The sequence below is a fragment of the Streptomyces sp. KM273126 genome (genome assembly GCF_004337435.2).
GTDB lineage: Bacteria > Actinomycetota > Actinomycetes > Streptomycetales > Streptomycetaceae > Streptomyces > Streptomyces acidicola.
On sequence record NZ_SJXB02000001.1, the window covers coordinates 6,620,889 to 6,647,167 of the forward strand.

The following is a 26,279-nucleotide window of genomic DNA, read 5'->3' on the forward strand; positions in this document are numbered from 1 at the left end:
CTAGGTTCGCCCGGAATCCCCCTCAACTCGGCGAGCCCCGGTGCTGCGTGGGCGCCCGGTGAGCCATGACCAGGGCCGGCACTGCTCCGAGGCCGCTCGTGCGGGCTTCACGATCAGTGCTTGGAGGCGTCGTACGACATCGATGTGGTCCGCTGTCCAGATCGTTCTGACCGCCGTCGCGGCTCCGTGTCCGTCCGCCGCGGTGAGGTCGCGGCACACTGCTTCGACGAGGCGGCCGGCTGCGAGTGGCTTGCCGAGTGGGTCGGGAACCGCGCCTTTCCCCTCAAGCGCCCGCGCGGTCTTCTCGTACCACTCCAGCAGCGGCCCGCCGGCGTGGAGGATCTCCGCGCCCGCCGCGGTGTGATCCGCCGCAGGCGCACGATCGGCACCCTTCCAGAGCCAGAGGACGGAGTCTGCGGTGAACTGGACCACCACGACCGCGTTGACCAGTGCGGTCACGCCTGCCAGGGGGACCTGCTTCGTCCCGCGCTCGGCGAGGAAGCCGCGGAAGGCGTCGTCGAGGCGGCTGGCCGCCGAGGCCGCCCGTTGACGGTCGTCGCGCGGAGCGGGAGCCGGCCGCACGAGCGCGTCCCCGCGGGTCAGGACGGAGTCGATCGCGCTGTGCAGATAGCGGGCGCTGCAGCTGAAGGCCTCGGCCAGTGCCTCACCCAGTGCCGAGCTCGCCCCACGTGGCCAGAACAGAGCCCCGACCAGGACGCTCACCGCACAGCCGATGGCCACGTCCTCGACGCGGACGAGACCGATTTCCCAACCTCCCGGACTGTTGAGGTTGTAAAGGATCAGCAGCGCCGTGGTGAAACCGGCTTGGCCGACGGTGAACGAAACGGTGTCGGGTGCCAGGCCGGCACAGGCCACGGCCACCGGGAGCAGCAGCCAGTAGACGGTGGTGTCGGTGCCGAGAGCGAAGATGAGCCCGCCACCGATGAGGAACCCGATGCCGGTTCCCAGGAGGCCGCGCACGGCGTTCTGGCCAGTGTTCAACGCGGTGGAGCGCAGTACGGCCAGGGCTCCGAAGACAACCCAGAAGGAATGCTGCACGCCGGTCAGTTGCGCGACGAGCACGGCCAGGCCCAATGCGGCCGCCCCGCGCACACTGTTGTGGAGCCACACCGCATGCCGCTCGGCATGTGCGCCGAGGTCTTCCCACGCAGAGGAGAGCGGGGACCTCGTTCCGTCGGGGCGGTGGCCCAGAAGTTGCTGCCACCAACTGCGTCGGCGGGCGGCGACAACGAGTCCGATATGGCGCGCCATGGCGGAGACCGCGCAGGTCATCTCCTGCGCGCGAAAGCCCGGTTCGAGCGAGCCCGCGAACTCCGTCACCGCGCCGTCGGACACCCCTCGCGGTACCCGGGTGAGGTGCTTCGGAAGCCCGGAGGTGACTGCGTGCTCCATGTGCTCCCGTGCCTGGAGCAGCCGCACCAGATCGGAGTCCAGCAGGCGGGGATCGACGGCAGCGGACTCCTCCAGCAGCGCGGCGCCGTGTTCGAGCAGCGTCGCGGCTTGCGTTTTGACGTCACAGACCGCGAGTGCGATCGATCTCGGCTGCGGCGTCAGCGGCGTTCGCCGCAGGATCACGTCAAGCCATACCACCTGGTCGATCAGACGGACGAGGGCGCGCGCAGCCGTGGTGAGCCCAGTGGGCCGGTAGGACATGCCGAAGAACGACGCACGCAAGGCCTTCACCGCCGCCGTGGCGTCGTCGGCCGATGCGTCGAGGGTTGTTCCGCTCGCCGATGCGAAGTCGGTGCGCACGCAGCCGACTTCCGCATGGAGGCGCCGTGCCTGCAACGCGCAGGCCCGAGCCGCCGACAGCCGCAATGGTTCTCGAACAGGCGCGGGCCACAGGGCGCTGATCGCCGGCAGTGATGCCGCGCCGGCCAGCAGCCAGCCCCCCAGTCGTTCAGGGATCGAACCCACCGAGCCGGGCATGGTGACCGGCAGGATGAAACTGACCAGCAGCGCAGTGGTCGCACTGGCCAGCACGGAGCTGACGACGCCGGCGAACAACACGCAGAAAGCGATGACGAAGGTGGCGGCCGTAGCGGCCCAAAGCGTCCGGGACGCCAGGGTTCCCAGACAGATCAGGACGGCTCCGGCCAGGATCAGGCCGACCTGCGCCGAGAGCCGTGCGCGCATGGGACCGGAGAAGTCGACGAGCAGCAGTGTCGCGAATCCGCCGAACGCCGCGAAGAGAGTGAGCTCGGGGTTCCCGATGAGCTCCAGGGCGATGGCGACCACTGCGGGCACGACGATTCCTGCCCGGCCCGCTCGTCGCAGTGCCGAGCGTTCGCCGTCGTGATCGCGGAGCCGCTGGAAGACACGCATCTCCGCGGGCCTCCAACTTTCCGGGCGGCACGCCTGCGGTACGGCTGTACGTCGGCGGCCTTGTTACGTGTCGGCGTTACGTGTCGGCTCGGACGATCGTGGCGAGAACGTCGTTGAAGGCTTCGGTGGAGGTGGGGTGGGTGTAGACGGCGTCGCGGAGCTCGGCCGCCCTGATGCCGTATCGCATGGCCAGCGCGACGGTGTTGATCAGTTCCTGCGCGTCGACGCTGAGCAGGGCGGCGCCCAGGATCTCGTCGGTCTCGGCGTCGATCACGAACTTCATCACCCCGCGGGTGTCCTCGACGATGTACGCACGCGGCATGGCGACGATCTCGGCGACCGGCTGGCTGGCGATCTTCACCCGATACCCGGCCGCCCGGGCCTGGGCCTCGGTGAGCCCGACGGTCGCCAGTGGCGGGGTGATGAACACGGTGTGGGGGATGGCGACCCGGTCGGCGGTGGAGCGCTTGCCCTCGCCGATGAGCTGGTCGAGGACGATACGGCTGTCGTCCAGGGAGATGTAGGTGAACTGCGGCCCGCCGTTGACGTCGCCGAGGGCGAAGACGTGCGGCTGGCTGGATCGCAGGTGCTCATCGACCTCGACCGCCCCGCGCTCGGTGGTGCGCACTCCGGCGGCCTCCAGCGCCAGGCCGCCGGTGGCCGGTGCGCGACCGGTGGCGGCCAGGATCGCGTCGGCTTCCAGGGTGTGCTGTCGGCCGTCCTTCTCGTAGACGACGGTCGCGGAGGTCTCGCCGTCACGGACTTCCGTGACGTGCGCTGCGACGACGATCTCGATGCCTTCGTCCACCAGGATTCTCTCGGCGACGGCGGCAACGTCGTCGTCCACGAGCCCGAAGACCTTCGGGGCCGCTTCGAGCACGGTGATCCGGGATCCGAACTGCCCGTAGATCGAGGCGAATTCCAGGCCGAGATACCCGCCTCCGACGATCGCCAGCCGTCCCGGCAGGATGGTCGTGTCGATCAGCTCGGTGCTGGTCACGGTGTACTGGCTGGCCCGCAGACCGGGGATGTCCAGGACGATCGGCTCGGACCCGGTGTTGATCAAGATCGTCTCGGCGGTGACCGTCAGGCGGCCGTCGCCGGTCTCGATGTTCACGGTGTGCGGGTCGGTGAACATGGCCGTACCGGTGATCACCGTGACGGTGTCCATGCCGTTCAGGTCGTCGTAGTTGCTGCCGCGGAACAGCTTGGTCAGCGCCTGCACCTCGCCGATGGAGCGCTCGTACCACTCCTGTGGCACGTCCTCCGGCCTGCGCTTGCGGGAATGGTGGACAAGGGCCTTGGTCGGCACACAGCCGACGTTCGGGCAGGTGCCGCCGTACATCCTCTCCGACCGTTCGACCAGCACGACGCGTTTGCCGAGCCGGCCCATCGTCGCGGCCACCGTCTTCCCGCCCTTGCCGAATCCGATCACGAGCAGATCGGCATGAAAGTCTCGGTCCGTGGTGCCCATATTCGCTCCCACTTCGAAATAGCTGGTGAATGAACCAGATGAAAGGGGTCACCAGACAAGCGATTCTCATCGAACAGATGTTTGCAAATGTTCATAGGTGTGGGTCTGCCACGTGCGTATTCTCCACAGCACCACCAACACCGTGCCATCGCAACTGGCCACCCGTATGCGAGCAGTGGAGGGACCGCTCCGCCCGGCCGGGGTGGCGTTTTGCAGGAGACGAGGGGCGAGCCATCGCGCACTCTGGGAGTGGGAACGCGCAATCGCGGGCACAGTCGCTGCCCCGTCGAACAATACCCGGGCGATCACTGTCGAACCGGAGGAGAACGCGTCATGGCCGCACCGATAGCCGTGCTGTTCGATATCGACGAAACCCTGGTCCACACGGGAGACTCGGGAAGACGCAGTTGGGCCTGGGCATTCGATCGGTTGCACGGTGTAGCCGCCGATATCGGAAAGCACACATCATCCGGAGAAACGGATCCCCAGGTCGGCCGGGAAACATTTCGCGCCGTGCTCGGCCGCGAACCCAGTCACGACGAGATGTCCCGCCTGTACGCCGCGTATCTGTGGCACCTGTCGGAGGACATCTGGACCTCTGAGGGGTACCGGGTCCTGGACGGCGTCGAAGAAACGCTGCAGCGGATTGCGGACGCCGGGGTCATCCTCGGGTTGCTGTCCGGTGCGATGGAGGGCGCGGCCAGGATCAAAATGGAGCCGGGCAAGCTCGGCCGCTACTTCGTTTTCGGTGCCTATGGCTCCGACTCCCCGGACAGGGCGGAGATCACCCGCCTGGCGATGGCCAAGGCCGCTCGTCTGCACGGCCGCGATCTGACCCGAGCCGAGGTCTACGTGGTCGGGGACACCCCTCGTGACATCCAGGCAGCGCACGCGGCACGGGCGACCGCGGTCGGCGTTGCCAGCGGCCACTACACCGTCGAGGAGTTGAGTGCCGCCGAGGCCGATCACGTGCTCACGTCTCTCACCGACCCCTTCCCGGACATCTGACGCCCGGCAGCCGCGGACTTCAGACATCCAGGTGCCATCGGCGTAGCGCCGGGGCGGGGCGTCGCGCCCATCCGAATGTGAAAGACGTAAGCAACTGATGTCCGAAATCAGTGACTTGCGATCCAATATCGCCGCACTCGAAGGGCTGGGAGACCTCCAGCGCGTCTCGCGCCTGATCGACCCGAACCTGGAAGCGTCGTGCGTCACCCGACGGTCCACCGAGAACGGCCGACCCGCCCCGTTCTTCGAGCACCTCAGCGGAGTCGCTGAAGGGTTCCGCATGATCGGAGCCCCGGGCGCCCTGTCGAACATTCCCGGACATCCCCTGGCACGGATCTCCCTTTCTCTCGAACTGCTCGTGGTGGCGGCGAACTCGGCGACGACCCGCGCCATTAGGACGGCTGCCTGCCCCGGCCGTTCGGCGACGTTGTCGAGGCTTACGCTGATGCGCGACGAAGAACTCGCCCGCCTCCGCACATGTGTTGTTCCTCGTGGTCGGTGGTGTCGGTGGTCGGTGGCCAGTGGCGGTCGGGGGCCAACCGTTTCTCCCGTCAGGCGCGGTAGGAGAAACTGGCCCAGGACATTGAGCAACTCGCTCGCCAGTCGTCTCCCATGACGCACCGGCGCCGACGGGAGGAGGGCCATGGGAAGACCCGCAGTTGGGGCGGCTTTACGCCGCTGTGCCGAATGCGGTGGATACGAGTACAGCGGTGCACCTGCCTGTACTGCCTGCCGCGAGCTGGTGGACAGCATCGTTGAAGACGAGTGGTCGTCCTTTGTGTACCAGTGGGGCGCTCGCAGCCCTCAAGAAGCTGCGGTGCTTGGTGAGATGGTGGCGGCCGAACCCGACCGTCACGACTGGCGGGTGGTGGACGGCGCGCTCGACAGGCTGGCCTGCTCCGAATGCGGTGACCGGCTCAGCCGCGGTCCTGTCGGCTGCTCGGCATGCGATCTTGCGCACGGCTTCCGCTATGCCGCGATCGAGACGGATCGGCCGGGTGTCCCGCCGGGCAACGAACACGCCATCCGGGTCAACGTCTCGGTCGTGCGTCGGCCGCAGGTCACCTCCGAAAACGAGATCCTTGGGCGCCGCCTTGTGCTGCCACACCTCCTGGTGGGTCTCCTGCCGACCATCGAAGAAGCCCAGCGGATGAGCGCCCTGATCAAGAGAAGCCCTCCGGCACAGAAGACCCGCCTCATTGAGCAGGCCATCGAGGAAACGCTCGGGCGTCGACGCGGCAGAAGTCGCCCTTCCACATGAGATGACTTCTCGGTCGGGTGAACACATCGCGGTACTACGAATCGGCGACCGGCCGGAGCGTGCGGCCGTAGATGGTGCGCGGGTGTCCTTGGGGGAGGACGCTGGAGGTATGGAGGAGCCGGTGCAGGCGGTATGGAGGGGCTGGATCTCCTTCGGCCTGGTCAGCATGCCGGTGCGGCTGTTCCCGGCGACCAGGGAACACGGGGTCGAGCTGCGCGAGGTTCATGCTGTGGATGGCTCCCGTATCAGGCACCGCGGGGTGTGCGAAGCCGAGGGCCGTGAGGTCGACTGGGCGGAAGTCGTCAAGGGATACCAGACATCGGGCGGGCGCACCGTCGTGCTGCGCGAGGAGGACCTCGCGCGGCTGCCCCTGCCCAGCAGGCAGGTGATCGACGTGATCGGGTTCGTGCCGGTCGACGGCCTGGATCCGATCTTGTTCTCCCGCGCTTACTATGCCGCCCCGGCGCAGGAGGTGGCCCGTCGGCCGTACGCGCTGTTGGTGGCGGCACTGGCCCGGGCCGAGCGGGCTGCCCTGGCCAAGGTGACGCTGGGCACCCGGGAGCGTCTGGCGGCAGTGTGGCCGCGGCGGGAGACGCTGGTGGTTCAGACGCTGCTGTGGCCGGAGGAAGTACGCGAACCCCACGGCCCGGTACAGGCTGTCCCGGTGACCGGGGAGGAACTGGAACTCGCCTCCCTGCTGCTGTCCCAGCTGCCCGAACCCGACCTCGCTACTGTGCACGACGAGTACACCGCCGCCCTCGAACAACTGGTGGCGGCGAAACAGGCCGGGGAAGACCTCACCCAGCCCGTGGAGCCGAAACCGGCCGAGGACCTGATCGCCACCTTGGAGGCAAGCCTGCGCGCGGCCGCCGACCGCGGTACCAATTGGTGAACCCGGTAGCCGACGATCGGCTGGACGGCCTTGAAGCCCAACGGCACGGGCAGTTCCTTGTACCAGTTGACCGTCGGCCCCGACCAAGACCGCACAGCCCAGGCCGGTCCGGGTGATCCAGCTTGGCGTGGAAGCTGTCCCGGCAGCCAGAGACGACGCCCGTGCCTTGGGGACGCCTGATGGGCCAACTCGTCATCGCCGCGGATCAGACAGACCACCCCTGCTCGATGGAGGGAAGCTGTGCGTACTCGACTTCGAGCCCACCAACTGCATTCCGCACTCTTCCGGGGCTCCGTGATGCCTCGGGCAGGCGCGGCTGCGGCAGGGGCTCGGGCCGGTGCGGGTGTACCGCGCGCCTGCTCGACCAGGCTCTGGAGGGCGTCCGACCGCGGCGTGAGGGCGCTGATCACGTTGACGCGCTGCCCGTCGGGGCGGCTGTGGGCGGTGCTGCCCGGGCCGGTGGACTGTTCCTGGGCGTAGGTTCCGGTGCCGGTCTCGACGCTGGGCTCGACGCGTTCGAATCCTTCGAGGCGGTACATTCCGCCGGCCGCATACGAGACAAGCGGTGCCCTGCCAGCCGGACTGGTCGATCCTTTATGGCGCACTCGCCACGAAGCGATCCGCTCGTATCGTCGGCCGTGATCCGCGGGACCCTATGCCAAGTCGACGGGGCGGGTACGTAGTTTGGCCGCGATGCGGGCCAGGGTCCGCTGGTCGGCGGCGGTCAGCGGGTCGAGCACCAGCTGACGCACCGCGCGCACATGCGTCGGCGCCGCGGCGACGACCACCTCGTAGCCGGTGTCGGTCAGAGCGGCGATGGTGAAGCGGCCGTCGTCGGGATCGGGGAAGCGCTCCACCCATCCCCGCTGCTCGAAGCGCTTGACGACGTTGGACAGGCGGGAGAGCGAGCCGTTCGCGAGGTACGCCAGTTCACTCATCCGCAGACGGCGCTCCGGGGTCTCGGAGATATGACTGAGCGTCAGGTACTCGAAAAGCGTCAGGCCGACCTCACGCTGCAGCGGCGACTCCAGTCGCCCCGGCAGCAGCAGGACGAGTGAGACCAGCCCGGTCCAGGCTTCCTTCTCGGCCGCGGTGAGCCACAGTGGCTCGTCCGCTGTGCCACCGCCGGTGTCCGGGGGTGAGGGGCTGGTCATGAGGACACCTTACCAAGCGGGATTGACTTCACGCGTGAAGTGCAGCCGTGATATTTTGACTTCACACGTGAAGTCAATCGAGAGGAATTTCCATGTCTGCCGCCGCCACGAGCACGCCGGAGTTCTTCGTCACCCCCGGCTACGGCGAGACACAACTGGGCGCCATGCACTACAGCCAGGCGGTGCGGACCGGAGACCGTATCGAGACCTCAGGGCAGGGCGGATGGGACGACGACTGGAACTTCCCTGAGGCCCTGGAGGGCGAGATCATCCAGGCGTTCGACAATGTCGAGCGGACCCTCGCGCTGGCCGGCGCCACGTGGCGCGACGTCATCGCCGTGAACTCGTATCACATCCCGAGTGCCGCGGACTCCATCGGCGAGGATCACAACCGGGTCATGGTCGAGCAGTTCCGCCGACGCATGGGCGACCGCGCGCCCATCTGGACGGAGGTCGGGGTGTCGGCGCTCGGTGCCCCCGGGATGCGCGTCGAGATCCGCGTCACCGCCATCCTCGGCCACAGCGGCTGACCGGCGTCTCGCGGACCGCATCCACGCCAGACGTCGCATGAACCGGCCACGCACATGAACCGGCCATGCAGCAGTGCGGCTGCCCGTGGCATCGGGCGTGATCTACGCGAAACGGCGATCGGCTCGTGGGGGAGTGAGGCCTGGATCCCGTCCGCGTGCATCGCCTCCACGGCGGCCTGCGGGCACCGCCCGGAGGACAAGTCGGGAGCCGGGACGAGGCCCGTGTGCCGTGCCCATCGGAAGGCGGCATCAGGGACGCGCAGGCGCTTCGCGGTCCGACCGTAGTCGTGCGCGGTGAGTCGTGCCATGGGGGATCTTCGTCTCTCGTCGTCCGCCCGGAGCGGGCGAAGGCGACCGCGACGGAACAATCACCTGACAGGCCATCAAGAACTCCGTTCGCCGGGACGACCTGACCATGGGCTCGCCCTCACCCCGCACGTTGCATCCGCACGTCGCATCCATATGCAGTTGTCAACAGCGGAGCGATCGCCCTCGGCCACCCGTTGCGGGCCGCCGGCGGCCGGTTCGGGCTCCAGGCTGTGGACGAAGGCGGCGGCCAGGCGAACGTGACGATCACCGAGAGGCTCTGATGAGGAACCCCCGGCGCCCGCCTTGCTGATCCACTTCGGCCGCCGAGCCGTGCTAGGGTTTCCGTAGTTGCAGTTGTGGTACCCATGAAACTATGTGCGCCTGACGGGAAACTCCTTCAGGCGCATTATTTGTTTTCCGGCATCTCCGGATGGGGCCTCTGCCTACAGAAGGAGAAGGTCATGGCACAGGGAACCGTGAAGTGGTTCAACGCCGAAAAGGGTTTCGGCTTCATCCAGCAGGACGGCGGCGGTCCCGACGTCTTCGCCCACTACTCGAACATCGCGACCCAGGGCTTCCGTGAGCTGCAGGAGGGCCAGCGGGTCTCCTTCGACGTCACGCAGGGCCAGAAGGGCCCGCAGGCGGAGAACATCGTCCCCGCCTGATCGCCGGACGCGTATCCGCTTACCGGGGTCCGCACCGTCATGGTGCGGACCCCGGTTTGTGCTGTTTCCAGGAAGGCAGATCACTGCATGTCCCGCATGTCCCGCAGGCCCCAGAAGCCGAACAGGCGCGCCTCGTCACCCCCGCCGTCCGCGTCGTCACCGCGTGAGTTCCGGCTGCCGGAAAGCACGACACCCGCACTCCCCGCCGTCGAGGACTTCGCCAGTCTGGACATGCCCGCGGGGCTGCTGAAGACCCTCACCGCGCAAGGCGTGACCACCCCCTTCCCCATCCAGGCCGCCACGCTGCCCAACTCGCTCGCCGGCCGTGATCTGCTGGGCCGGGGACGCACCGGCTCCGGCAAGACCCTCGCGTTCGGGCTGGCGCTCCTGGCCCGTACGGCCGGACTGCGCGCGGAGCCCAAGGCACCCCTTGCCCTCGTGCTGGTGCCCACCCGTGAACTCGCCCAGCAGGTCACGGACGCGCTGACCCCCTACGCGACGGCAGTGAACCTCCGACTGGCCACCGTGGTCGGCGGGCTGTCCATCACCAAGCAGGCCGGTGTGCTCCGGCGCGGCGCCGAGGTGGTTGTGGCGAGTCCCGGCAGGCTCAACGACCTCGTGGAACGCGGGGACTGCGTGCTCGACCAGGTACGCATCACGGTGCTGGACGAAGCCGACCAGATGACCGACATGGGCTTCCTGCCGCAGATCACCAAGCTGATCCAACAAGTACGGCCCGACGGACAGCGCATGCTCTTCTCGGCCACCCTGGACGGCAACATCGACCGCCTGGTGCAGCGGTTCCTGAGCGACCCCGTGGTGCACTCCGTGGACCCGTCCGCGGGAGCGGTGACCACCATGGAGCACCATGTGCTCCACGTCCTGGACGAGACCGACAAGAAGGCCGTCACCACGCGCATCGCGGCCCGTGACGGCCGGGTCATCCTCTTCCTCGACACCAAGAGATCCGCCGACCGGCTCGCCAAGCGGCTCCTGGCCGTCGGTGTCCGCGCGGCGGCGCTGCACGGAGGCCGCTCCCAGCCACAGCGCAACCGCACCCTGGAACAGTTCAAGAACGGCCAGGTCACCGCATTGGTGGCGACGAACGTCGCGGCCCGGGGCATACACGTCGACGACCTCGACCTCGTCGTGAACGTCGATCCCCCTGCCGACCACAAGGACTACCTCCACCGGGGCGGCCGCACGGCCCGCGCCGGCGGCTCCGGCAGTGTGGTCACGCTGGTCCTGCCCGCCCAGAAACGGGACGTCACCCGCCTCATGTCGGACGCGGGCATCCGCCCCCGTACGGCCCGCGTCACGTCGAGCGACGCGGAACTGGCCACCATCACCGGCGCCCGCGAGCCTTCCGGCATTGCCGTCACCATCGAGGTCCCCCAGCCGGCGACACCGACGGCCTCCCGCCTGGACGGGAAGACCGGTACCAAGCCCGGCAGGCGATCCGGCCGCCGACGCCAAAACGGCGCCGAGGCCAAAACAGCGACAGGTGCCGCCACCACCAGGACACAGCGCCGGGGCTCCGACCGCCGGGCCGCAGCCGAGGCGACACCGTCTGGCGGCACCTCCGCAACCGGCGGGCGCGGTTCTGCCCGCCGGACGGGATCCGGCGGTGCCGTCGGCGCGGACGGCCGCAGTCCCGACCGCCGGGCCGCGGCCGGTGCGGCGACCGGCGCTGCCTCCGGCAAGGCTGCCCGCGGATCCGGCCGACGGGTAGCGGCGGGCGGAGCCACCGGTGGCGCTGCCGGGACCCGAGGCCGTGGTTCCGACCGCCGAGGCGGCCGCCGTACCTCTGCCACCTGAGCCGCATCAGGCAACGTGGGCCCTGGTGACGACTTTTCGTAGGCGATTGTCCTGGGCGTGCATGTTCCGCCAGATGATGCAGCGGTCGGCCAGGAGCTGTTGGTCGGGCGGGGGAGGGGAGGCGATCTCCACATTGTTCGCCTCCCTCCGGGCCGCGACGCGCCGACACCGTTTCGTCGTCAGGTGCGGGGAGTGGTTGTACCCGGACGCGGTACTGTGCCGCACCAACATCGGCGCCGTGGCGGAGCCATGCGACTACTCGCCGACGGCCGACGCGTCGCCCTGACCGGGGAGGACAACGACCGGCCGCATTGGCCACGGCCGCCCGCGACCCGGAGGACGGCCTCTGCACAAACCTCCGGGAGCAGGTGCTGTTCGCTTCCTGGGGCGAACTGCAGGACTGCGCTGCCTACGACCCGGCTGGCCGTGACGTCCAGCCATTCGTCGATCTCGTCGACACTCACGGGGCCGACGCCGCCCTCGTGGCCGTCGATGAACTGACTGACGAGTCGACCGCCGACGTCACCGTCTCCAGCGCTCACAAGGCCAAAGGTCGCGAATGGCCTGCAGTGAAGTTCGCAGACGCCTTCCCGGAGCCCAAAGGCACCGCGCGGTTGATTCGGGCTTGGCCGGTACGCACAGCCACGCGAGGCCTGCGGCGGTCAGGTAGGCGAGCGCGCCGATGGCCATGCTGGTGCGCAGCCCGGTGTTGTAGTCGGTGGCTGTGGCGAGCAGGCTGCCGCCGAGCGCAACGCCGGTGGCGCTGCCGATCTGGCGGGTGGTGTTGAACAGGGCTGAGGCTGTCCCTGAGTAACCGGGGGGTGCGGCACCCATCACGGTGGCCGTTGAACCGGTGAGGGCGAAAGAGGTACCGAATCCCGCCGCCATCATCGGGGCCACCAGCAGCGGGTAGGCGGGGTCGGCTCCCGCCGCAGCCCAGCCGGCCAGCCCCACAGCGGCCAGGAGCATGCCGGAGATCACCAGCGGACGATCGCCGGTGCGGCGGGTCAGCCGCCCGGACAGGACGGAGGCGAACATGGTCGTCGCCACCGCCGGGAACAGTGCCAGCCCGGTGGCGAGAGCGCTGAAGCCGCGCTGGTGCTGGAATTCCACGCTGGCGGTGAACAGCATGCCGTAGAAGGCGAAGTTGAACAGCAGGCCGATGACGGATCCGCCGCTCATCGCACGAGAGCCCAGCAGGCTCAGCGGAAGGACAGGGGACTGGGCCAGCCGCTCGCGCACCGCGAACGCCGCGGCGGCCAGCACGGCCAGGCCCACCCCGGCGAGAAACACCGGATCGGACCAGCCCCGCCGTCCGGCCTCGTTGAGTGCCGCGGTCAGCAGCGCCACCGCTGCCACGACCGCACACTGCGCCGGCCAGTCCAGGGCCCGGGTGGTGCGCCGGGGGGAGCGCGCCACATGCCGCAACGTCAGCCACAGGCAGGCCGCACCGACGGGCAGGTTGATGAGGAACACCCAGCGCCAACCCACCGTGGAGACGAGCAGCCCGCCCAGCAACGGGCCGACGGAGGCCGCGATGCCCGCCATCGAACCCCACAGCCCGAAGGCCCGCGAGCGTACGGCCGACGACGGGTAGGCCTGCTGGAGCAGGGCCAGGGAACCGGGCACGATCAGCGCTGCACCGAGCCCCTCGACCAGCCGGGCCGCAACGAGGAAAGGAGCGTTCGGCGCGAGCGCGCACGCGGCCGAGGACGCAGTGAACACGGCCACGCCCGAGCAGAAGATCCGACGGTTGCCCAGCCGGTCGCCCAGCGCGCCACCGGTCAGCAGAAACCCGGCGAAGACCAGGGTGTATCCGTCGGTGATCCACTGGATGCCAGTGAGCGAGGCCGACAGTTCCCGGCCGATCACCGGCACGGCGACGTTGATGACCGTCACATCGAGGATCACCATGAAATACCCGGCGCACACCGCCAGCAGTGGTGCCCAGGACCGTCGCTCGGATTCCGGGGCCGCCTCAGGAGACGGCATGGACTCACCGCCACCGGCCGACCCCGCGAACGCCACAGCCCCAACCTCATCCCGTTCACGGAGGAACTTGGATCAAAAGCTACTGAAAAGTACATATACTCCATGAGTTGTGCGACCTCTCGCCAAGAACACGATCAGGCTCTCCTGGCGAGTGCCGGGGTGTCGTCAGAACCAGGCAGGCCATACCCGAGTTGGACGAAACGCTCTGCGGGATGAGGCAGCGATGGCGCCGCCGAAATCCAAGGTCGACTTGTACGCGGCGATCCGCCGTGATGCCCGGACAGACGTCGTACCCGGCCTTGATGCGTGCATACGGAGTCGAAGGTCTTCCGGCACCCGGCGGTGGTGAGTGCGCCGATCTGTCGTTCGAGCTTCTGGCCGCCGGTCGAGACCCTGGCGTATGCGATCTTGATTTCGGTGCGGGCGAGGGGTTCGGCGGCGGCCTGGACGCTCAGCGAACAAATAATCGGTTGCTTGTTGGCGATGGTGGTGGATGCAATGTCCGGCATGATCACCAGGTGCGCCCGCCACGGCGAGATGAGCTGAGATGAACGCCTACTACCGGCGGGCCTTGCCACTCTGCGATCCGGGCGAACGGCAACCGAATCGTCGCTCGGGGGACGGCGGCGCATGAATACGTCGCCATCGCCATCTGGAGCGGAGCGGACTGACGGATCATCGGTTCAGATCGGCGCTCTCGTTCCGCTGACTCGGCCTGGCTGGGTCGAGGCAGGCCAGCACTTGCTTGCCGGACTTGAGCTGGCCGTTCGTGAGGTCAACGACGCCGGCGGGATCGTCGGAAGGCCATTGGAGTTGGTGGTCCGAGACACCGCCGCTGATCCGCAGACGGCCGCGGCGGCCGTAGATGAATTGGCTCGCCTGGGCGTGGCTGCCTTGGCGGGGGAGTATCACAGCGTCGTCGCTCGCGCCGCTGCCGCCAGGGCCGACGCCCTCGGCCTGCCGTTCCTCTGCTCGTCAGCGGTTCTCGACGCCCTCACCGAACAGCCAACGGAATGGGTCGCGCGCCTCGCCCCGGCGCAGTCCCACGGCTGGCAGATCTACGCGGACTTCCTCCTCAGCGCGGGCCACAGTCGAATCGCCGTAGCGGCCGAGTCGAGTGTCTACTGGGCATCCGGGGCCCGCATTCTGCGGGACTACCTCGCTCCACGCGGCGGCACGGTCATCGAACTCGACATGCGAGCGCTCACCCCCACGGCCGTGTGCGACGAACTCGTCGGCAATCGCGCGACAGCCCTCCTTCTTCTGGTCGGCCACCCGGAGCCGGCAGTGTCGATCGTCAAGTCGGTCCGCCGCGACCAGCGCCTCGCCGAGATCATGATGGGTGCTCCGGCCGGGCAACCGGAGTTCGCCGAATGGGCGAGGTTGCTGGGCGACGACGGCGCCGCGATCCCGTTCTTGCGCTACCTGCCCGAGCGCCTCAGCCCACTCGGTGCACGCGTCGAGACGGCCCTCCGTGAGCGGCTGGGCGAAGCGCCTTCCTTCGTCGCCTTCGAGGGCTATGACACAGTCGCCGTCCTCGCCGATGTGCTGCGTTCTCACGGCGCGGACCGGGCGCGCACCGCCGAATCCTGGCCGCGCGTTGCGGTCGAAGGCACCCGCGGGCAGATCCAGTTCTCCCGCACGCCAGGCATCAGCGTTTGGCAATGGGCTTGGACACCAATCCAAGTCGTTGATCGAGATCCGGCGGGACCCGATCGCTTTCGGATCCTCCACGCCGGCTGAGAGAGCACGGAGGTCCGACTGCCCAGATCTGTGCGGACTTGAGGCTGTCTACCCGTCCGAGTGCTGATACGGGCTCTCAGCTTCGCGGCCGGGTCCGGCTTGGGCTGCTCAATGGCGACGATCACTCGGCGGCCATGAGCCTGCGCTACCACTCGGTCGCGATCAGCTGAAGTTCCCCGCCCTTGACCAGCGGAACGGACGCACCGGCGCTGCCCGCTCGAAACGTCGATGGCACAGGACAGCCTCCTCGCGGCCGACGGGGCAGCGACAAGGTAAAGAGCTTGTTTTGAACCCTGGAGCTTGGCTGCACCCTGGTTGTGTCCCCGGTCGGTCAGATACGAACCGGCGAATGGGGCGGACCGCACCCGCCAGGGCATTCACCAAATGTACAGCCGTTCAAGGGCTCGCAAACGGCGAGGAGGGACATGCTGCTCGAGACGGTGTTCCGGAGCGATGTGCACGCAGAAAGTGCCTTCCTGCCGGGATGACAGAGACGTTCGACAAGCCTCATCAGGCTGATGAACGGGTCAAGGCTCCCCGTGACGGGGTGATCAGCGCGGGGCGTCCGGGTGCAGGGAGTCCCATGCCTGCGACGCGATCCACAGTGCCGAGAGGTCGGCGGTCCGGTTCAGGTCGACGCCCGTCTCCGCGGCGATCCGCTTCAGTCGGTAGGAAAGTGTCTGCCGGTGGATGTCCAGCTCGTCCGCCGTCTCGGTCCAGCGGCGGTCGTTCCTCAGATACGCGAACAGGGTGCTCCGGAGGACGTCCGTGCGGGGCGACGATTCCGCGAGCGGTCCGAGGACGCCCGTGACGATCTCCGCCGCCTCGCGGTGCGACCGGGTGAGGACGGAGAGGGTGCTGCCCTCGAACTCGGACCAGGTCCTCTCGGTGTGTTCGGCGGCGGTGAGGACCTTCGCCGCCTCTGCGCCCCATGCGCCTCCTGCCCGGGGTCACCGGGTCGATGCCCGGCCTGGACGACCTGGACATCGTCGTGGTCCGGGAGAACGTCGAAGGGGAGTACTCGCAGATCGGCGGTCGCTTTGGCCAGGGAACTCCGGGCGAGACTGCGGTGCAGGAAGCCGTGTTCACCCGTCCCGGGATCGAACGCGTCGCCCGCTACGCCGCCGGACTCGCGGCGGCACGGGGAGGAGGACTCGTCTCCGCGACCAAGTCGAACGGCATCATCCACACCATGCCGTTCTGGGACGAGGTGGTCGCCCGGACGGTGCGTCGGCACCATCCCGAGGTCGCCGTCGACAAGGTGCTCATCGACGCGCTCGCCGCACGCCTCGTCATGAAGCCGCTCAGCGTGCGGACCGTCGTCGCCTCCAACCTGTTCGGCGACATCCTCTCCGATCTCGTCGCGGGGATCGCCGGATCGATCGGGATCGCCCCGAGCGCGAACCTCAACCCCCCGCGCACCCACCCGTCGATGTTCGAACCCGTCCACGGATCGGCGCCGGACATCGCAGGGAAGGGCATCGCGAACCCGGTCGGTGCGCTCTGGGCGGCGTCCATGATGCTCGAACACCTCGGCGAGGACGCGGCGGCGCACCAGCTCACCACGGCATTCGAGTCGGCGCTGCGCGACGGCGTCGCCACTCCGGACCTGGCGGGGACCGCGACCACGGCGAGCTTCACGGCCGATGTCGTGGCCCGGCTCAGCGCCCGGCCCGCGTCGGCCTGACAACCGGGCGGGGCCCGGGCGCAAGAGCGGGGGGTCGAGTGCTCCGGGGTTGTCGTGGGTGGGCAGGGACGGTGCGGCGGTTCAGGTGGCCGGTCGCGGCAGGGCTGTGAGGCGGGCGAATGCGCTGGTCAGCTCATGCCGCCAGTGCGGTGGGGTCGATGCCGGCCAGCAGCCGCCAGGGGGTCGGGGTCGAGGCCACCGGGCCGAACACCTCACGCTGGTCGCGCAGCAGCGCCAGGTCGGTGATGCTCTCGCCGCCGTCGGCGAGCATCACTGCCAGATCGATCGCGATCCGTCCCGGGCCGTGCCCGATTCCGCGGGACCGAAGCCGGTGCAACGCGTCGGTGAAGGCGCCGGTGCAGCCGGTGGCATCGGCGAGATCGGCCAGCAGGCGGGATCCGGCGTGGCTGACCACCCCACGACCGTCGGCCGAGACAACGAGCCTGGGGCGTGACCCGGTGGTGTGCACGTAGAAAGTGCCTTCCTGCCGGGATGACAGAGACCTTCGACAAGCCTCATCTTCCCAGCGCAGAAGGCACTTTCGCGTTTCTGATCAAGATCCGGACATCGTGACGAGCGAAACGCGCAGGCTAGGGTGAATGCCTGTGCCAAGGGTTCAGGCGCAGCGGCAAGTTCGGCTCCCGGTCCTCGAACCTGATGACCGAGTGGCACCAGCGCTATCGCGGCCCCGGGCGTGATGATCTGCCGGCACGTCGAGCGGAAGTCGGTGTTGGGCCCGCCGACTGTAGGGTCAGCGGGCCTCGATGCCCGGTGAGCGTCACCGGCTGCGTCGCAGTGGGCTGACGCCAGGGGCGGTGGACAGCACCTGGACCAGTGCCAGAACGCTCAGGCCGAACATCAGGGTGCCCAGGGGGACATGGAGGGCCGGCATGTGTGCGATACCCAGGACCACCTGTACCGAGGCGAGTACGAGGAACCCGCAGGCGTACAGGACGGGGCGGAGTGATCCACCGCCCGGACGCCACGCCAGGGTCGCGGCGAGCACGTACAGCATCGACGCGCCGTACATCACGCGTGCTCCGACGCTGTGCAGTACCTCGCCGTGAGAGGAGGAAAGCAGCAGGCCGGCGGTGGCTGCCTGGAAGAAGAGGGCCAAGGTCTGCAAGGCGATCGCGATGTGCAGGAACGTGAATCTGCCCGGTGCTGTCGTCGTCTGAACGGCCATGATGTGGTCCTCTCTTCTGCCTCGCGGCGGTGCTCGGTACTCTCTCGGCAGTCCGACGACGCAGGCCCGCGAAATGTGAGGCGAGGCGTCAACCTCACCTTCTGGTACGGAGTTTCGCCGTAGCTCGGAGGGCGAAAGCGGACGAGGGGAACCAGGGGGAGCCAGGGGGGGGCGGCCGCGGTCATGAGCACACTGTCACCGTCCGGGTCGACGCACGATCAGTCCAAGACAGGACTGAGCGCGATCGTCGGCGAGCGTCGCCAACTGATCAATCTCGCCTACCGGCTGCTCGGTTCGCTGGCCGAGGCCGAGGACGCCGTGCAGGAGACCTACGCCCGCTGGTACGCGATGTCACGGCAGCAGCAGGAGACCATCGAGTCTCCCGGCGCCTGGCTGACGACGGTGGTCGGCCGCATCTGCCTGGACACGCTCGGCTCGGCGCGGGCCCGGCGGGAACGCTACGTCGGCACATGGCTACCCGAGCCGTTGCCCAACCGTACGGAGTGGCTCAGCGGGAGGGCCGGCGGCAGCGCCGAACCGGCCGATCCCGCCGACCAGATCACCCTCGACGAGTCGGTGAACATGGCCTTCCTCGTTGTCCTGGAGTCGCTGACACCTGCCGAACGCGTGACGTTCATCCTGCATGACGTCTTCCGCTACCCCTTCACCGAGATCGCCGAAATCGTCTGCCGCACGCCCGCGGCCTGTCGGCAGCTGGCGTCCTCGGCCCGTCGGCGCATCCGCGCCACGCAGGCTCCCGCGGTTCCGGCGGCCGGGCAGGCCGCTCTGGTGCGGCGTTTCAAGGAGGCGTGGGAGGTCAAGGACATCGAGGCCCTTGTCCGCCTCCTCGATCCCGACGCCGTGATGGTCGCCGACGGAGGCGGCTTGGTGGGCACCGTCCTGCGCCCGGTCGAAGGCAGCCGGAACATCGCCCAGTACCTGATTCACATCGCCGACAAGGCCTCCGGACTGACCCTCTGGGAACGGACGGTCAACGGCCGGCCCGGCCTGATCGCCCAGCACACCGGCACCACCGTGACCGTGGCCGCCTTCGCGCTCGCCCACGACCGCATCACCCGCATCTGGGCGGTTCGCAACCCGGAGAAGCTCTGGGCGTGGACCGAGAGCGAACAGACCTGATCCGGCGCCGCATGACGAATGACGCCGCCGCGCAGCTCGACAGTTCCTCGCATCGGCGGCGGTGGGCAGGGCAGCGGGCGCACTGATCAGAACCGGGCCACGGCCGCCGCGGCAGGGATGAAGTCGGCGACATCGAGAGCCGAACCGGGACTCGTCAGACGGGTCTCGTGATCACTTGGCGAGGACTGGCAGCCACGCCGATGGTCCCCGTGTTCAGCGTGCCCGCTGCGGGGCCGGGCTCCCAGGTGATCATGCCTTGAGGGGCGTGGGTGATCTGACGAATGGCCAGTGGGCTTGGCTGGAGCCGTTGTTGCCGAGGCAGAGCCGGCACCCCTCGTCCTGCACATCGACGACGGCTGGCCGCGCGTAGGCACTCGCACCTGCTGGAGTTGCCGCTACCTCGCCCGGGACCACGCCGCCCTCAAACCGCTGCTGACAGGCATCACGTCATCTCTTGCGAGTACGCGAAGTGTGGTGTCCCGCAATGCTTCGACGAATGGATGGTCGCGCTTTGACGGCAGCCACGCCAGTGCAATCGTCCAGGGCGGTACGTCCTCCACCTCGACGTAGGCGACTCCCAGCCGTGGGTAGAGAACCTGGGCCACGGATGGAGGAAGCTGGATGCCCTCTCCCATCGCGATCGCCAGCAGAGCGCTCTCGTAGTCGGCGACGGCATGATTGCTGTACTGGACAGGGGTGCCATCGGGGAGGGGATCACACGCCCAGAAGTCCTGGAACACCTTCGGAACCCGTGGGGACCAGCCCAGATGCAATCCATCGGACAGATCGGCCAAGGTGATCCTGCCGCGCTGGGCGAGTGGGTCCGAGGCGCACATCGCAGCGCACCGCGGCCCGCTGGCCAGTTTCAGGTACTGGATGCCATCGGGGACCGGCAGGGGCAGAACGTCGCGTCCGCCGGCCCTTCGAGCAGAGAAGTTGCGGCGTCGAACGCGACACGCCGAATCTGTATGTCCACGCCGGGCGTTCGCCGGCGTAGTTCATCCAGAACCTCCGGTATCGGGTCAATCGACGTGATCGCTTCGAACGAGCCGATGACCATGCGGCCGACCCCGGTCTCCGCCGCACAGCGGGCCTGCTGGCGCAGTTCGTGGGCGGCGTCCACGACGTGCCGTATCTGATCCAGAAGAGCCTGCCCGGCAGGGGCGAGGGCGACGGTGCGGGTGCCGCGGTCGATCAGCTTCACGCCGAGGTTGCGTTCCAGGGCGAAGATCTGGCGCGAGAGGGCGGGCTGGGAGATGAAGGCGCGGCGCGCAGCACGGCCGAAGTGCAACTCCTCGGCCAGGTGCAGAAACAATTGCAGTTGGTGGAAGCTCGGCTGTTTGGTGTCCCCCGACATAGCCATGCTGGAGACCGTATCAATCCGACCTTATGGCCCATCAAGATCCTCTTTGGTGCCGGGTGAAGGCTGCGTAGGGCTTCTCGGGTCGCACCGACACCACCATGGGCGTTCTGTGCAAACGCCGGGTCGGCGGCCGCCGCGTCTGGGACAGGGCACTGGATGCACTCGGCGTTTCCCGGCGAGAGATGCGGCAGTGCGACGAAAGCATCGACGCCCACACTGACGCTGCGGCCATCTTCCAAGGCTCCCATGTCGGCACGTCCACCCCATGGCCGCCGCTCGCCCAGATCAGCGTGCCGTTCGCTGTTCCGTCACCTCCGTGGCGGCCGCCTCCACGCGAGGCGCGAGCAGGTCGGTCAGCCGGGGTGCCATCCCGCCGAGCGCCTTGGCCTGCATGCCGACGGAGAACACATGCTGCACCACCGAGTCGTGCAGGTCCCGGGCGAGCCGTTTGCGTTCCTCGCGGCGGACAGCATCGCGTTCCTCGTGGATCAGTGTCGCGTAGCCGCATCTGCGCCTGGCGGTGGGGGAGGACGCACTGCCGCCGCTCGCCCATGCTGCGGAGCGTGGCCAGGCCGGCGCCCCGGTCCCGCGACGCCATCAACAGGTCGAAGAAGGAACCTCTTCGAGTGAGCTGTTCGAGGCCATGTTGGCGGCGGCTCTGGTCAGTGCCGCGGTGTGCCGGTGCTGTTGCCGCTGAGCGGTGACGTCCCGGAACCCGACCCGCGTGCCATCGGCACCGAGCCTGACCCGCGCCCCTTGCGTGCAGGCGAGCCACCGCGGCGCCTTCGGGTCGGCCGACCAGGTGCATATCCTCTCGTCCGGCTCGGCACCGTCCTCCAGCCGGAAGTAGCCCTGACGGCGTTCACCTCCTCGCGGGTGCCGCCCAGGATGGCCGCCCTGGTTGACCCACTGGATCGTCCCGTCGCCGCCCACCAGAGCCACGCCCGTCGGTACGCCGCCGAGCGCGGATTCCCATCCGTTGGCCGTCATCGCAGCTCCTTAGCGGTCGCCGGACGCATACGTCATTTGTCCTCACTGGGCAGACCGCGATCAGCGGGCTCCTCGCGTCGTACGCCCGATGACCAGGCCAGGGCGCTTCTCTACGGTCGAAACCGTCGGACAGACGGCGCTCGCGGTGCGTCGCCGCAGCGACGAAAAAAGCGACGGACGAGAGTGGCGGCGCGTGCTGCTGCGACGACGTGTTCCCGGCGGTTCATCACCGTACCCGTACCCGTACCCGGACCCCTCTTCACCTGCAGAAAGGTGGCCCTCATGGGCGCGATGACGATTCAAGCAGGGCGGCCGGCCACTGCCCATCTCCTGGACGGCCGGGCCACCGCACGCACCATCAGGGCGGAACTCAAGGAACGGGTGGCCCGACTCGCCTCCCGGGGCGTGTGGCCCGGCCTCGGGACAGTGCTGGTCGGCAGCGACCCGGGCAGTGCGGCGTACGTGGCCGGCAAGCACCGGGACTGCGAGCAGATCGGCATCCGGTCGCTGCGTGTCGAGCTGCCGGAGTCCGCGACCCGGGCCGACGTGCTCGCCGCGGTCGCCGATCTGAACGCCGATCCGCAGTGCACCGGGCTGATCGTCCAACTGCCGTTGCCCGTCGGGATCGACCGCGGAGCGGTCCTGGAGAGCATCGACCCCGGGAAGGACGCCGACGGGTTGCACCCGACAAACCTCGGCCGACTCGTCATCGGCTCGCCCGGACCGCTGCCGTGCACACCGCGGGGCATCGTGGAAATCCTGCGCCAGTACTGCGTTCCGCTGACCGGCGCCCACGTCGTGATCGTGGGCTGCGGGGTGACGGTCGGCCGTCCTCTCGCGCTGTTGCTGACCCGGCACACGGAGAGCGCGACAGTGACGATGTGCCACGAGGAGACGCGTGACTTGTCAACGCACATCCGGGGTGCCGACATCGTCGTCGCGGCGGCCGGCGCCGCGGAACTGGTGCGCGCCGACGACGTCAGACCCGGTGCGATCGTCCTCGACGTCGGAATCACGCGGACCGAGGCCGGCATCGTCGGTGACGTGGCCGCCGACGTGGCGGGTACCGCCCGTATGCTCGCTCCCATGCCCGGCGGGGTGGGGCCCATGACCCGGGCGATGCTCATGACCAATGTCGTCGAGGCCGCCGAGCGGTCCCTGGCCTCCTGCTGATCGTCCGCAGAACCGCCTGACTGTGGGGCCGCCCCGGGGACGTGTCCGGGGCGGCCGTACAGGCGGTTGTCAGTCCGCGAAGACCACGGTGGTGCGCCCGTTGAGGAGCACACGGCTCTCCAGGTGGTGGCGTACGGCCCTCGCCAGCACGCGTCGCTCGATGTCACGTCCCTTGCGGACCAACTGCTGAGGCGTGTCCCGGTGCGTGACGGGCTCGACGTCCTGGGCGATGATCGGCCCCTCGTCGAGGTCGCCGGTCACGTAGTGCGCCGTGGCGCCGATCAGCTTCACCCCGCGCTCGTACGCCTGGTGGTAGGGCTTCGCGCCCTTGAATCCGGGCAGGAACGAGTGGTGGATGTTGATGCAGCGGCCCTCCAACTTGGCGGAGAGCTCGTTCGACAGGATCTGCATGTACCGGGCGAGGACGACCAGGTCGACCTGGTACTCGTCGACGAGCGCGAGCAGCTTGGCCTCCTGCTCGGGCTTGTTGTCCCTGGTGACCGGCAGGTGGTGCAAGGGGATGCCGGCGAGGTCGATGTGCTGGTACACCTCGCGCGGGTGGTTGGACACGATGCCGACCACCTCCATGGCAAGTTCGCCGATGCGCCAGCGGTAGAGCAGGTCCGCGAGGCAGTGGTCGAGCTTCGAGGCCATGATGAGAACCCGCATCCGTGCGTCGTCCCCGGTCACGGTCCATGAGGCGTCCAGCGGGGTGAGACTGGCGGACACGTTCTCCCGCACGACGGTCTCGTTCACTCCGGCCGGGACCGCGAAGGCGAGGCGGCAGAAGAAGCGGCCGGGAAGCGGGTCGTTGAAGTGGCTGGCTTCCTGGATGTTGCCGCCGATCCTGACGAGACCCGTGGTGACCCGGCTGACGATGCCGGGGCGGTCCTCGCAGGCGAATTTCAGGGTGAACGTACGGGACATGGGATTGCCGTCCTTCTTCGGGGTGGTCACGCCTGGTGCAGGTCGGTGCGGCGCCGGTCGGGCTTGTAGGGCGCGGGGGCGACGGTCGCCCGGATCGCCTTCTGCGGCCCGCCGGGCTCTCCCCAGTCGACGGTCACCTCGGTCCCCGGCTCGCTGTGCCGGACGTCGACGGTGCACAGCGACAGCATCCGCCGGTAGTAGTAGCTGTAGCCGCGGGAGGTGGCGACGCCGACGAGGTCGCCGCCGGCTGAGACCTTGTCCGCCCACATGAAGCCGCTCGACGGGGCTCCGGTAGTAGTCGCTGATCACGGCGCCGTCGTAGGAGCCGGCGATGTAGGCGGGCTGACCGAACCGGCTCCAGGCGTACCTCTCCGGAGGCGTGCGCATGCTGCTGACCGTGTAGCTCATATCGTCCCTCGCTGTGCGGGCCGGCCGAAACGCGCGGCGAGCAACGACGCTAGGCCGGTGCCCTGCGCCTCCGTAACGACCGGATGACTCCGCTCACAGGGCGCTTTGCCCGGCCGGGGACGCGACAAATGAGGTACGGCGATGTGGCCCCGTCGTGCGGCGGCCACCTGGTCGACCAGAGGGGTGCCGGCGTCGGAGCGGAGCCGCATGCGGCGGGGAAGGTGGAGAGATCAGAGCTCTTCGTCGGGGAGGTGAGGCGCGGCGTTGACGACGGCGTGCACGACTCCGGCGACGAGTTGCCGGTTGAGGGGGGCGGCGTCGAAGCGGCGGTGCATGGGCCAGCCCTCGATCAGGGCATCGAGGGCTCGGGCCACTCCGGGAGTGAAGTGCAGGGCGAGGCTCTCCCGGCTGCGGGCGAGCCAGGAGCGGGTGGTTGCGGCTACCGCGGTGTTGTGGTTGGCGTAGGCGTACATCTCGAAGATGAGCGTCATGTCGCGGTCAGTGGCGTAGGCCGGCCCGCAGATCAGCTCGACCACGGCTGCCTCGGCCTCGGCGGTCGACCCGGCGCTGTGCAGGGTGCGGCGGTAGAGCTGGGACATCGTGTCGGAGAGACGGGCGAACGCCAGCGCCAGCAGATCGTCCATGCCGTCGAAGTAGTAGGTCAGCGAGCCCAGAGGGACGCCGGCCTGTGCAGCGATCTTGCGATGGGTCGTCCTGTGAACGCCGCCCTCGGCGATGACGTCGAGGGCCGCATCGAGAATCCGGTCTCTGCGTCCGGGGTCGTTCGGGATCTCGCGCCGTGTGCCGCTCACGCACCCAATGTGTCACGGGGCGACTCCACCCGAGTGTGTACGCTTGTACAGACTTCTGTGTTCGGTCACCTACTGGAGGCATTCCCTGTGACTGTCACCCTCGGCCAGCGTCGGATCGCCGCGTTCGCCCTGTTCTTTCTGCCCGGCCTCGCCATGGCGTCCTGGGTGACGCGCACTCCCGACGTGCGCGACCTGCTCGGAGCCTCCACCGGACGCATGGGCCTGGTCCTGTTCGGGCTCTCGGTCGGGTCCATGGCGGGCATCCTGTGCTCGGGGCCGCTGGTGGCCCGCTGGGGCGCCCGGCCTGTCATCGCGGCCGGAACGCTGGCGACCGCCGCGGGTTCCGGCGTCATCGGTCTGGGGGCTGCGGCGGGTACGGATGCGGTGGTGGCACTCGGGCTCGGGCTCATCGGCCTCGGGATGGGCGGCGGCGAGGTGGCCCTCAACGTCGAGGGAGCGGAGGTGGAACGGCTGCTCGGCCGTTCCGCCCTCCCCGCGATGCACGGCTTCTACAGTCTCGGCACGGTGGTCGGCGCGGTCGGCGGCATGATTCTGACCGCCATCGCGTTCCCCGTCATGTGGCATCTCGCCGTCGTCGCCGCCGTGGTACTGGCCGTACTGGTGCCGATGATCCGATACGTCCCTTCCGGGGTGGGCCGACGAACCGGCAACGGCAGCGACATGCACGCCCAGGCCTCCCCGCGCCCCGCGGTGTGGAGGGAGCCGAGACTGCTTCTCATCGGCGGCATCATCCTCGCCCTTGCCATGGCCGAGGGAACGGCGAACGACTGGCTGCCGCTGGTCATGGTGGACGGCCATGGCTTCGACCCCGCCCTCGGATCGGCCGTGTACGCGGCCTTCGCGGCCTCGATGACCGTAGGCCGCTTCGCGGGCGGCCGGTTCATCGACCGCTACGGACGCGCGGCCGCCCTGTGCGCCAGCGCGGTCATCGGCGCCGTCGGCATCGCACTCGTGATCCTGGTGGACAACCAGGCCGTCGCGGCGGCAGCCGCTGTCCTGTGGGGCATCGGCGCGTCCCTGGGCTTCCCCGTCGCACTCTCCGCAGCCGGCGACTCCGGCGACAACTCCGCCGCAAGGGTCTCCCTCGCCGCCACCGTCGGCTACGTCGCCTTCCTCGTGGGACCGCCCTCACTCGGCCATCTCGGCGAGCAGTTCGGACTCCGCAACGCACTGTTCCTGGTCCTGATACTCGTGGTGGCCGCGTCCTTCGCCACGCCTGCCGCCCGCGCAGCCAGCCCTGTACGCACCCCGTGAACGGCGTCGGCGAACGGACGGCAACATGCGAGGGGCGACGACCGGCCCAAGGGTGTGCTGCGAGATTGCGTGCGGCGACGGACGGGCCGTAGTACCCCTGGATAGTCCTGGATCCGTGTCTGTTCT

The 26,279-nt window shown here is 68.7% G+C and carries 26 protein-coding genes and 5 pseudogenes; 14 read left to right on the forward strand and 17 right to left on the reverse strand.

Annotation, left to right across the window (positions count from 1 at the left end; translation table 11 throughout):
- Both E0500_RS28365 and E0500_RS28370 read right to left on the reverse strand, forming a co-directional pair.
- The gene (locus E0500_RS28365) at positions 1 to 2,346 is read right to left on the reverse strand and encodes an FUSC family protein (protein WP_131557966.1); all 2,346 of its coding nucleotides are present in this window, start codon (positions 2,344 to 2,346) and stop codon (positions 1 to 3) included.
- Positions 2,347 to 2,422: 76 nt separating this feature from the next.
- Positions 2,423 to 3,820 carry an FAD-dependent oxidoreductase gene (locus E0500_RS28370; protein ID WP_131557968.1) on the reverse strand — a complete coding sequence of 466 codons (1,398 nt, stop codon included), beginning with the start codon at positions 3,818 to 3,820 and terminating at the stop codon, positions 2,423 to 2,425.
- A gap of 333 nt (positions 3,821 to 4,153) precedes the next feature.
- Between E0500_RS28370 and E0500_RS28375 the strand changes: the two genes are divergently transcribed.
- The 4 genes from E0500_RS28375 to E0500_RS28390 all read left to right on the forward strand — a co-directional run bounded on the left by E0500_RS28375 (position 4,154) and on the right by E0500_RS28390 (position 6,981).
- Complete coding sequence (locus E0500_RS28375; protein ID WP_131557970.1) at positions 4,154 to 4,828, forward strand: HAD family hydrolase; 675 nt, start codon at positions 4,154 to 4,156, stop codon at positions 4,826 to 4,828.
- Between the two features lie 97 nt (positions 4,829 to 4,925).
- Positions 4,926 to 5,444, forward strand: coding sequence for a UbiD family decarboxylase domain-containing protein (locus E0500_RS45555; RefSeq protein WP_131557972.1), 519 nt, complete (start codon positions 4,926 to 4,928; stop codon positions 5,442 to 5,444).
- A 126-nt stretch (positions 5,445 to 5,570) separates the two neighbouring features.
- Entirely contained in the window at positions 5,571 to 6,089 is a 519-nt protein-coding gene (locus E0500_RS28385; protein ID WP_258572969.1) for a hypothetical protein, read from the forward strand.
- A gap of 109 nt (positions 6,090 to 6,198) precedes the next feature.
- Positions 6,199 to 6,981 (forward strand): Ku protein, encoded by a 783-nt coding sequence (locus E0500_RS28390; protein ID WP_165934825.1) that lies wholly within the window; start codon positions 6,199 to 6,201, stop codon positions 6,979 to 6,981.
- A 653-nt stretch (positions 6,982 to 7,634) separates the two neighbouring features.
- Here the strand turns inward: E0500_RS28390 and E0500_RS28395 are convergent.
- Positions 7,635 to 8,135, reverse strand: coding sequence for a MarR family winged helix-turn-helix transcriptional regulator (locus E0500_RS28395; RefSeq protein ID WP_131557978.1), 501 nt, complete (start codon positions 8,133 to 8,135; stop codon positions 7,635 to 7,637).
- 92 nt (positions 8,136 to 8,227) lie between these two features.
- Here E0500_RS28395 and E0500_RS28400 point away from each other — a divergent pair, with 92 nt between their 5' ends.
- The 3 genes and pseudogenes from E0500_RS28400 to E0500_RS28410 all read left to right on the forward strand — a co-directional run bounded on the left by E0500_RS28400 (position 8,228) and on the right by E0500_RS28410 (position 9,639).
- Positions 8,228 to 8,665, forward strand: a complete 438-nt coding sequence (locus E0500_RS28400) for a RidA family protein (RefSeq protein ID WP_131557980.1) — start codon at positions 8,228 to 8,230, stop codon at positions 8,663 to 8,665.
- Positions 8,666 to 9,135: 470 nt separating this feature from the next.
- Positions 9,136 to 9,255 (forward strand): annotated as a pseudogene (locus tag E0500_RS28405) (acetyl-CoA C-acetyltransferase); the annotation flags it as partial.
- A gap of 180 nt (positions 9,256 to 9,435) precedes the next feature.
- Positions 9,436 to 9,639 carry a cold-shock protein gene (locus E0500_RS28410; protein ID WP_023544341.1) on the forward strand — a complete coding sequence of 68 codons (204 nt, stop codon included), beginning with the start codon at positions 9,436 to 9,438 and terminating at the stop codon, positions 9,637 to 9,639.
- A gap of 80 nt (positions 9,640 to 9,719) precedes the next feature.
- Here E0500_RS28410 and E0500_RS44245 read toward each other — a convergent pair whose 3' ends face one another.
- On the reverse strand, positions 9,720 to 9,872 hold the full coding sequence (locus tag E0500_RS44245) for a hypothetical protein (RefSeq protein ID WP_258572972.1): 153 nt from the start codon (positions 9,870 to 9,872) through the stop codon (positions 9,720 to 9,722).
- On the opposite strand from E0500_RS44245, the gene E0500_RS28415 reads away from it, so the two are divergent.
- Positions 9,871 to 11,457, forward strand: a complete 1,587-nt coding sequence (locus E0500_RS28415) for a DEAD/DEAH box helicase (protein ID WP_258572975.1) — start codon at positions 9,871 to 9,873, stop codon at positions 11,455 to 11,457. The genes E0500_RS44245 and E0500_RS28415 overlap by 2 nt on opposite strands.
- Before the next feature lie 111 nt (positions 11,458 to 11,568).
- On the opposite strand, the pseudogene E0500_RS45560 reads toward E0500_RS28415, so the two are convergent.
- A pseudogene (locus E0500_RS45560) lies at positions 11,569 to 11,655 on the reverse strand (transposase); the annotation flags it as partial.
- Position 11,656: 1 nt separating this feature from the next.
- Here E0500_RS45560 and E0500_RS44250 point away from each other — a divergent pair.
- A pseudogene (locus E0500_RS44250) lies at positions 11,657 to 12,065 on the forward strand (DNA helicase); the annotation flags it as partial.
- On the opposite strand, the gene E0500_RS28420 reads toward E0500_RS44250, so the two are convergent.
- Positions 11,980 to 13,449 carry an MFS transporter gene (locus tag E0500_RS28420; protein ID WP_131557984.1) on the reverse strand — a complete coding sequence of 490 codons (1,470 nt, stop codon included), beginning with the start codon at positions 13,447 to 13,449 and terminating at the stop codon, positions 11,980 to 11,982. The pseudogene E0500_RS44250 and the gene E0500_RS28420 sit on opposite strands and share 86 nt — an antisense overlap.
- Before the next feature lie 134 nt (positions 13,450 to 13,583).
- Positions 13,584 to 13,958, reverse strand: coding sequence for a hypothetical protein (locus tag E0500_RS44255; protein ID WP_131557986.1), 375 nt, complete (start codon positions 13,956 to 13,958; stop codon positions 13,584 to 13,586).
- 121 nt (positions 13,959 to 14,079) lie between these two features.
- Between E0500_RS44255 and E0500_RS28430 the strand changes: the two genes are divergently transcribed.
- Entirely contained in the window at positions 14,080 to 15,192 is a 1,113-nt protein-coding gene (locus E0500_RS28430) for an ABC transporter substrate-binding protein (RefSeq protein WP_131557988.1), read from the forward strand.
- Between the two features lie 551 nt (positions 15,193 to 15,743).
- On the opposite strand, the gene E0500_RS45565 is transcribed toward E0500_RS28430, so the two are convergent.
- Positions 15,744 to 16,007, reverse strand: a complete 264-nt coding sequence (locus E0500_RS45565; RefSeq protein ID WP_131558060.1) for a helix-turn-helix domain-containing protein — start codon at positions 16,005 to 16,007, stop codon at positions 15,744 to 15,746.
- Between the two features lie 107 nt (positions 16,008 to 16,114).
- Between E0500_RS45565 and E0500_RS28440 the strand changes: the two are divergent.
- Positions 16,115 to 16,879, forward strand: a pseudogene (locus tag E0500_RS28440) (isocitrate/isopropylmalate family dehydrogenase); the annotation flags it as partial.
- A 139-nt stretch (positions 16,880 to 17,018) separates the two neighbouring features.
- Here E0500_RS28440 and E0500_RS28445 read toward each other — a convergent pair.
- Together E0500_RS28445 and E0500_RS28450 are read right to left on the reverse strand one after the other, a co-directional pair.
- A pseudogene (locus tag E0500_RS28445) lies at positions 17,019 to 17,378 on the reverse strand (transposase); the annotation flags it as partial.
- Between the two features lie 279 nt (positions 17,379 to 17,657).
- The gene (locus E0500_RS28450; protein WP_131557992.1) at positions 17,658 to 18,065 is read right to left on the reverse strand and encodes a hypothetical protein; all 408 of its coding nucleotides are present in this window, start codon (positions 18,063 to 18,065) and stop codon (positions 17,658 to 17,660) included.
- Between the two features lie 183 nt (positions 18,066 to 18,248).
- On the opposite strand from E0500_RS28450, the gene sigJ reads away from it, so the two are divergent.
- Positions 18,249 to 19,205 carry an RNA polymerase sigma factor SigJ gene (gene sigJ / locus E0500_RS28455; RefSeq protein WP_131557994.1) on the forward strand — a complete coding sequence of 319 codons (957 nt, stop codon included), beginning with the start codon at positions 18,249 to 18,251 and terminating at the stop codon, positions 19,203 to 19,205.
- Positions 19,206 to 19,600: 395 nt separating this feature from the next.
- On the opposite strand, the gene E0500_RS28460 is transcribed toward sigJ, so the two are convergent.
- The 4 genes from E0500_RS28460 to E0500_RS28475 all read right to left on the reverse strand — a co-directional run bounded on the left by E0500_RS28460 (position 19,601) and on the right by E0500_RS28475 (position 21,558).
- The gene (locus E0500_RS28460; RefSeq protein ID WP_258572977.1) at positions 19,601 to 20,041 is read right to left on the reverse strand and encodes a substrate-binding domain-containing protein; all 441 of its coding nucleotides are present in this window, start codon (positions 20,039 to 20,041) and stop codon (positions 19,601 to 19,603) included.
- A gap of 29 nt (positions 20,042 to 20,070) precedes the next feature.
- Positions 20,071 to 20,562, reverse strand: coding sequence for a LysR family transcriptional regulator (locus E0500_RS28465; RefSeq protein WP_165934826.1), 492 nt, complete (start codon positions 20,560 to 20,562; stop codon positions 20,071 to 20,073).
- A gap of 291 nt (positions 20,563 to 20,853) precedes the next feature.
- Entirely contained in the window at positions 20,854 to 21,060 is a 207-nt protein-coding gene (locus E0500_RS44260; protein ID WP_258573541.1) for a histidine kinase, read from the reverse strand.
- Between the two features lie 105 nt (positions 21,061 to 21,165).
- Entirely contained in the window at positions 21,166 to 21,558 is a 393-nt protein-coding gene (locus tag E0500_RS28475) for a hypothetical protein (protein ID WP_131558000.1), read from the reverse strand.
- A gap of 291 nt (positions 21,559 to 21,849) precedes the next feature.
- On the opposite strand from E0500_RS28475, the gene E0500_RS28480 reads away from it, so the two are divergent.
- Positions 21,850 to 22,731 carry a bifunctional methylenetetrahydrofolate dehydrogenase/methenyltetrahydrofolate cyclohydrolase gene (locus tag E0500_RS28480; RefSeq protein WP_131558002.1) on the forward strand — a complete coding sequence of 294 codons (882 nt, stop codon included), beginning with the start codon at positions 21,850 to 21,852 and terminating at the stop codon, positions 22,729 to 22,731.
- A 69-nt stretch (positions 22,732 to 22,800) separates the two neighbouring features.
- Here the strand turns inward: E0500_RS28480 and purU are convergent, their stop codons facing one another.
- The 3 genes from purU to E0500_RS28495 all read right to left on the reverse strand — a co-directional run bounded on the left by purU (position 22,801) and on the right by E0500_RS28495 (position 24,878).
- Positions 22,801 to 23,658, reverse strand: coding sequence for a formyltetrahydrofolate deformylase (purU, locus tag E0500_RS28485; protein WP_131558004.1), 858 nt, complete (start codon positions 23,656 to 23,658; stop codon positions 22,801 to 22,803).
- A 26-nt stretch (positions 23,659 to 23,684) separates the two neighbouring features.
- Complete coding sequence (locus E0500_RS28490; protein ID WP_131558006.1) at positions 23,685 to 23,927, reverse strand: glycine cleavage T C-terminal barrel domain-containing protein; 243 nt, start codon at positions 23,925 to 23,927, stop codon at positions 23,685 to 23,687.
- Between the two features lie 369 nt (positions 23,928 to 24,296).
- Positions 24,297 to 24,878, reverse strand: coding sequence for a TetR family transcriptional regulator (locus tag E0500_RS28495; protein ID WP_131558008.1), 582 nt, complete (start codon positions 24,876 to 24,878; stop codon positions 24,297 to 24,299).
- Between the two features lie 87 nt (positions 24,879 to 24,965).
- Here E0500_RS28495 and E0500_RS28500 point away from each other — a divergent pair, with 87 nt between their 5' ends.
- A complete protein-coding gene (locus E0500_RS28500; RefSeq protein ID WP_131558010.1) occupies positions 24,966 to 26,153 on the forward strand; it encodes an MFS transporter in 1,188 nt (395 codons plus the stop codon).
- Positions 26,154 to 26,279 lie beyond the last annotated feature (126 nt).

Bases quoted from the DNA above. Each gene is read 5' to 3' on its own strand.
- E0500_RS45555 (WP_131557972.1), top strand. From the start codon at position 4,926: ATGTCCGAAATCAGTGACTTGCGATCCAATATCGCCGCACTCGAAGGG.
- E0500_RS28390 (WP_165934825.1), top strand. From the start codon at position 6,199: ATGGAGGAGCCGGTGCAGGCGGTATGGAGGGGCTGGATCTCCTTCGGC.
- sigJ (WP_131557994.1), top strand. From the start codon at position 18,249: ATGAGCACACTGTCACCGTCCGGGTCGACGCACGATCAGTCCAAGACA.
- E0500_RS28395 (WP_131557978.1), bottom strand. From the start codon at position 8,135: ATGACCAGCCCCTCACCCCCGGACACCGGCGGTGGCACAGCGGACGAG.
- E0500_RS28370 (WP_131557968.1), bottom strand. From the start codon at position 3,820: ATGGGCACCACGGACCGAGACTTTCATGCCGATCTGCTCGTGATCGGA.
- E0500_RS28410 (WP_023544341.1), top strand. From the start codon at position 9,436: ATGGCACAGGGAACCGTGAAGTGGTTCAACGCCGAAAAGGGTTTCGGC.
- E0500_RS28365 (WP_131557966.1), bottom strand. From the start codon at position 2,346: ATGCGTGTCTTCCAGCGGCTCCGCGATCACGACGGCGAACGCTCGGCA.
- E0500_RS28415 (WP_258572975.1), top strand. From the start codon at position 9,871: ATGCCCGCGGGGCTGCTGAAGACCCTCACCGCGCAAGGCGTGACCACC.
- E0500_RS44245 (WP_258572972.1), bottom strand. From the start codon at position 9,872: ATGTCCAGACTGGCGAAGTCCTCGACGGCGGGGAGTGCGGGTGTCGTG.
- purU (WP_131558004.1), bottom strand. From the start codon at position 23,658: ATGTCCCGTACGTTCACCCTGAAATTCGCCTGCGAGGACCGCCCCGGC.
- E0500_RS28420 (WP_131557984.1), bottom strand. From the start codon at position 13,449: ATGCCGTCTCCTGAGGCGGCCCCGGAATCCGAGCGACGGTCCTGGGCA.
- E0500_RS44255 (WP_131557986.1), bottom strand. From the start codon at position 13,958: ATGCCGGACATTGCATCCACCACCATCGCCAACAAGCAACCGATTATT.
- E0500_RS28475 (WP_131558000.1), bottom strand. From the start codon at position 21,558: ATGACGGCCAACGGATGGGAATCCGCGCTCGGCGGCGTACCGACGGGC.
- E0500_RS28480 (WP_131558002.1), top strand. From the start codon at position 21,850: ATGACGATTCAAGCAGGGCGGCCGGCCACTGCCCATCTCCTGGACGGC.
- E0500_RS28465 (WP_165934826.1), bottom strand. From the start codon at position 20,562: ATGTCGGGGGACACCAAACAGCCGAGCTTCCACCAACTGCAATTGTTT.
- E0500_RS28450 (WP_131557992.1), bottom strand. From the start codon at position 18,065: ATGGCCGTTCAGACGACGACAGCACCGGGCAGATTCACGTTCCTGCAC.
- E0500_RS28430 (WP_131557988.1), top strand. From the start codon at position 14,080: ATGAATACGTCGCCATCGCCATCTGGAGCGGAGCGGACTGACGGATCA.
- E0500_RS28460 (WP_258572977.1), bottom strand. From the start codon at position 20,041: ATGTGCGCCTCGGACCCACTCGCCCAGCGCGGCAGGATCACCTTGGCC.
- E0500_RS28490 (WP_131558006.1), bottom strand. From the start codon at position 23,927: ATGTGGGCGGACAAGGTCTCAGCCGGCGGCGACCTCGTCGGCGTCGCC.
- E0500_RS28400 (WP_131557980.1), top strand. From the start codon at position 8,228: ATGTCTGCCGCCGCCACGAGCACGCCGGAGTTCTTCGTCACCCCCGGC.
- E0500_RS28375 (WP_131557970.1), top strand. From the start codon at position 4,154: ATGGCCGCACCGATAGCCGTGCTGTTCGATATCGACGAAACCCTGGTC.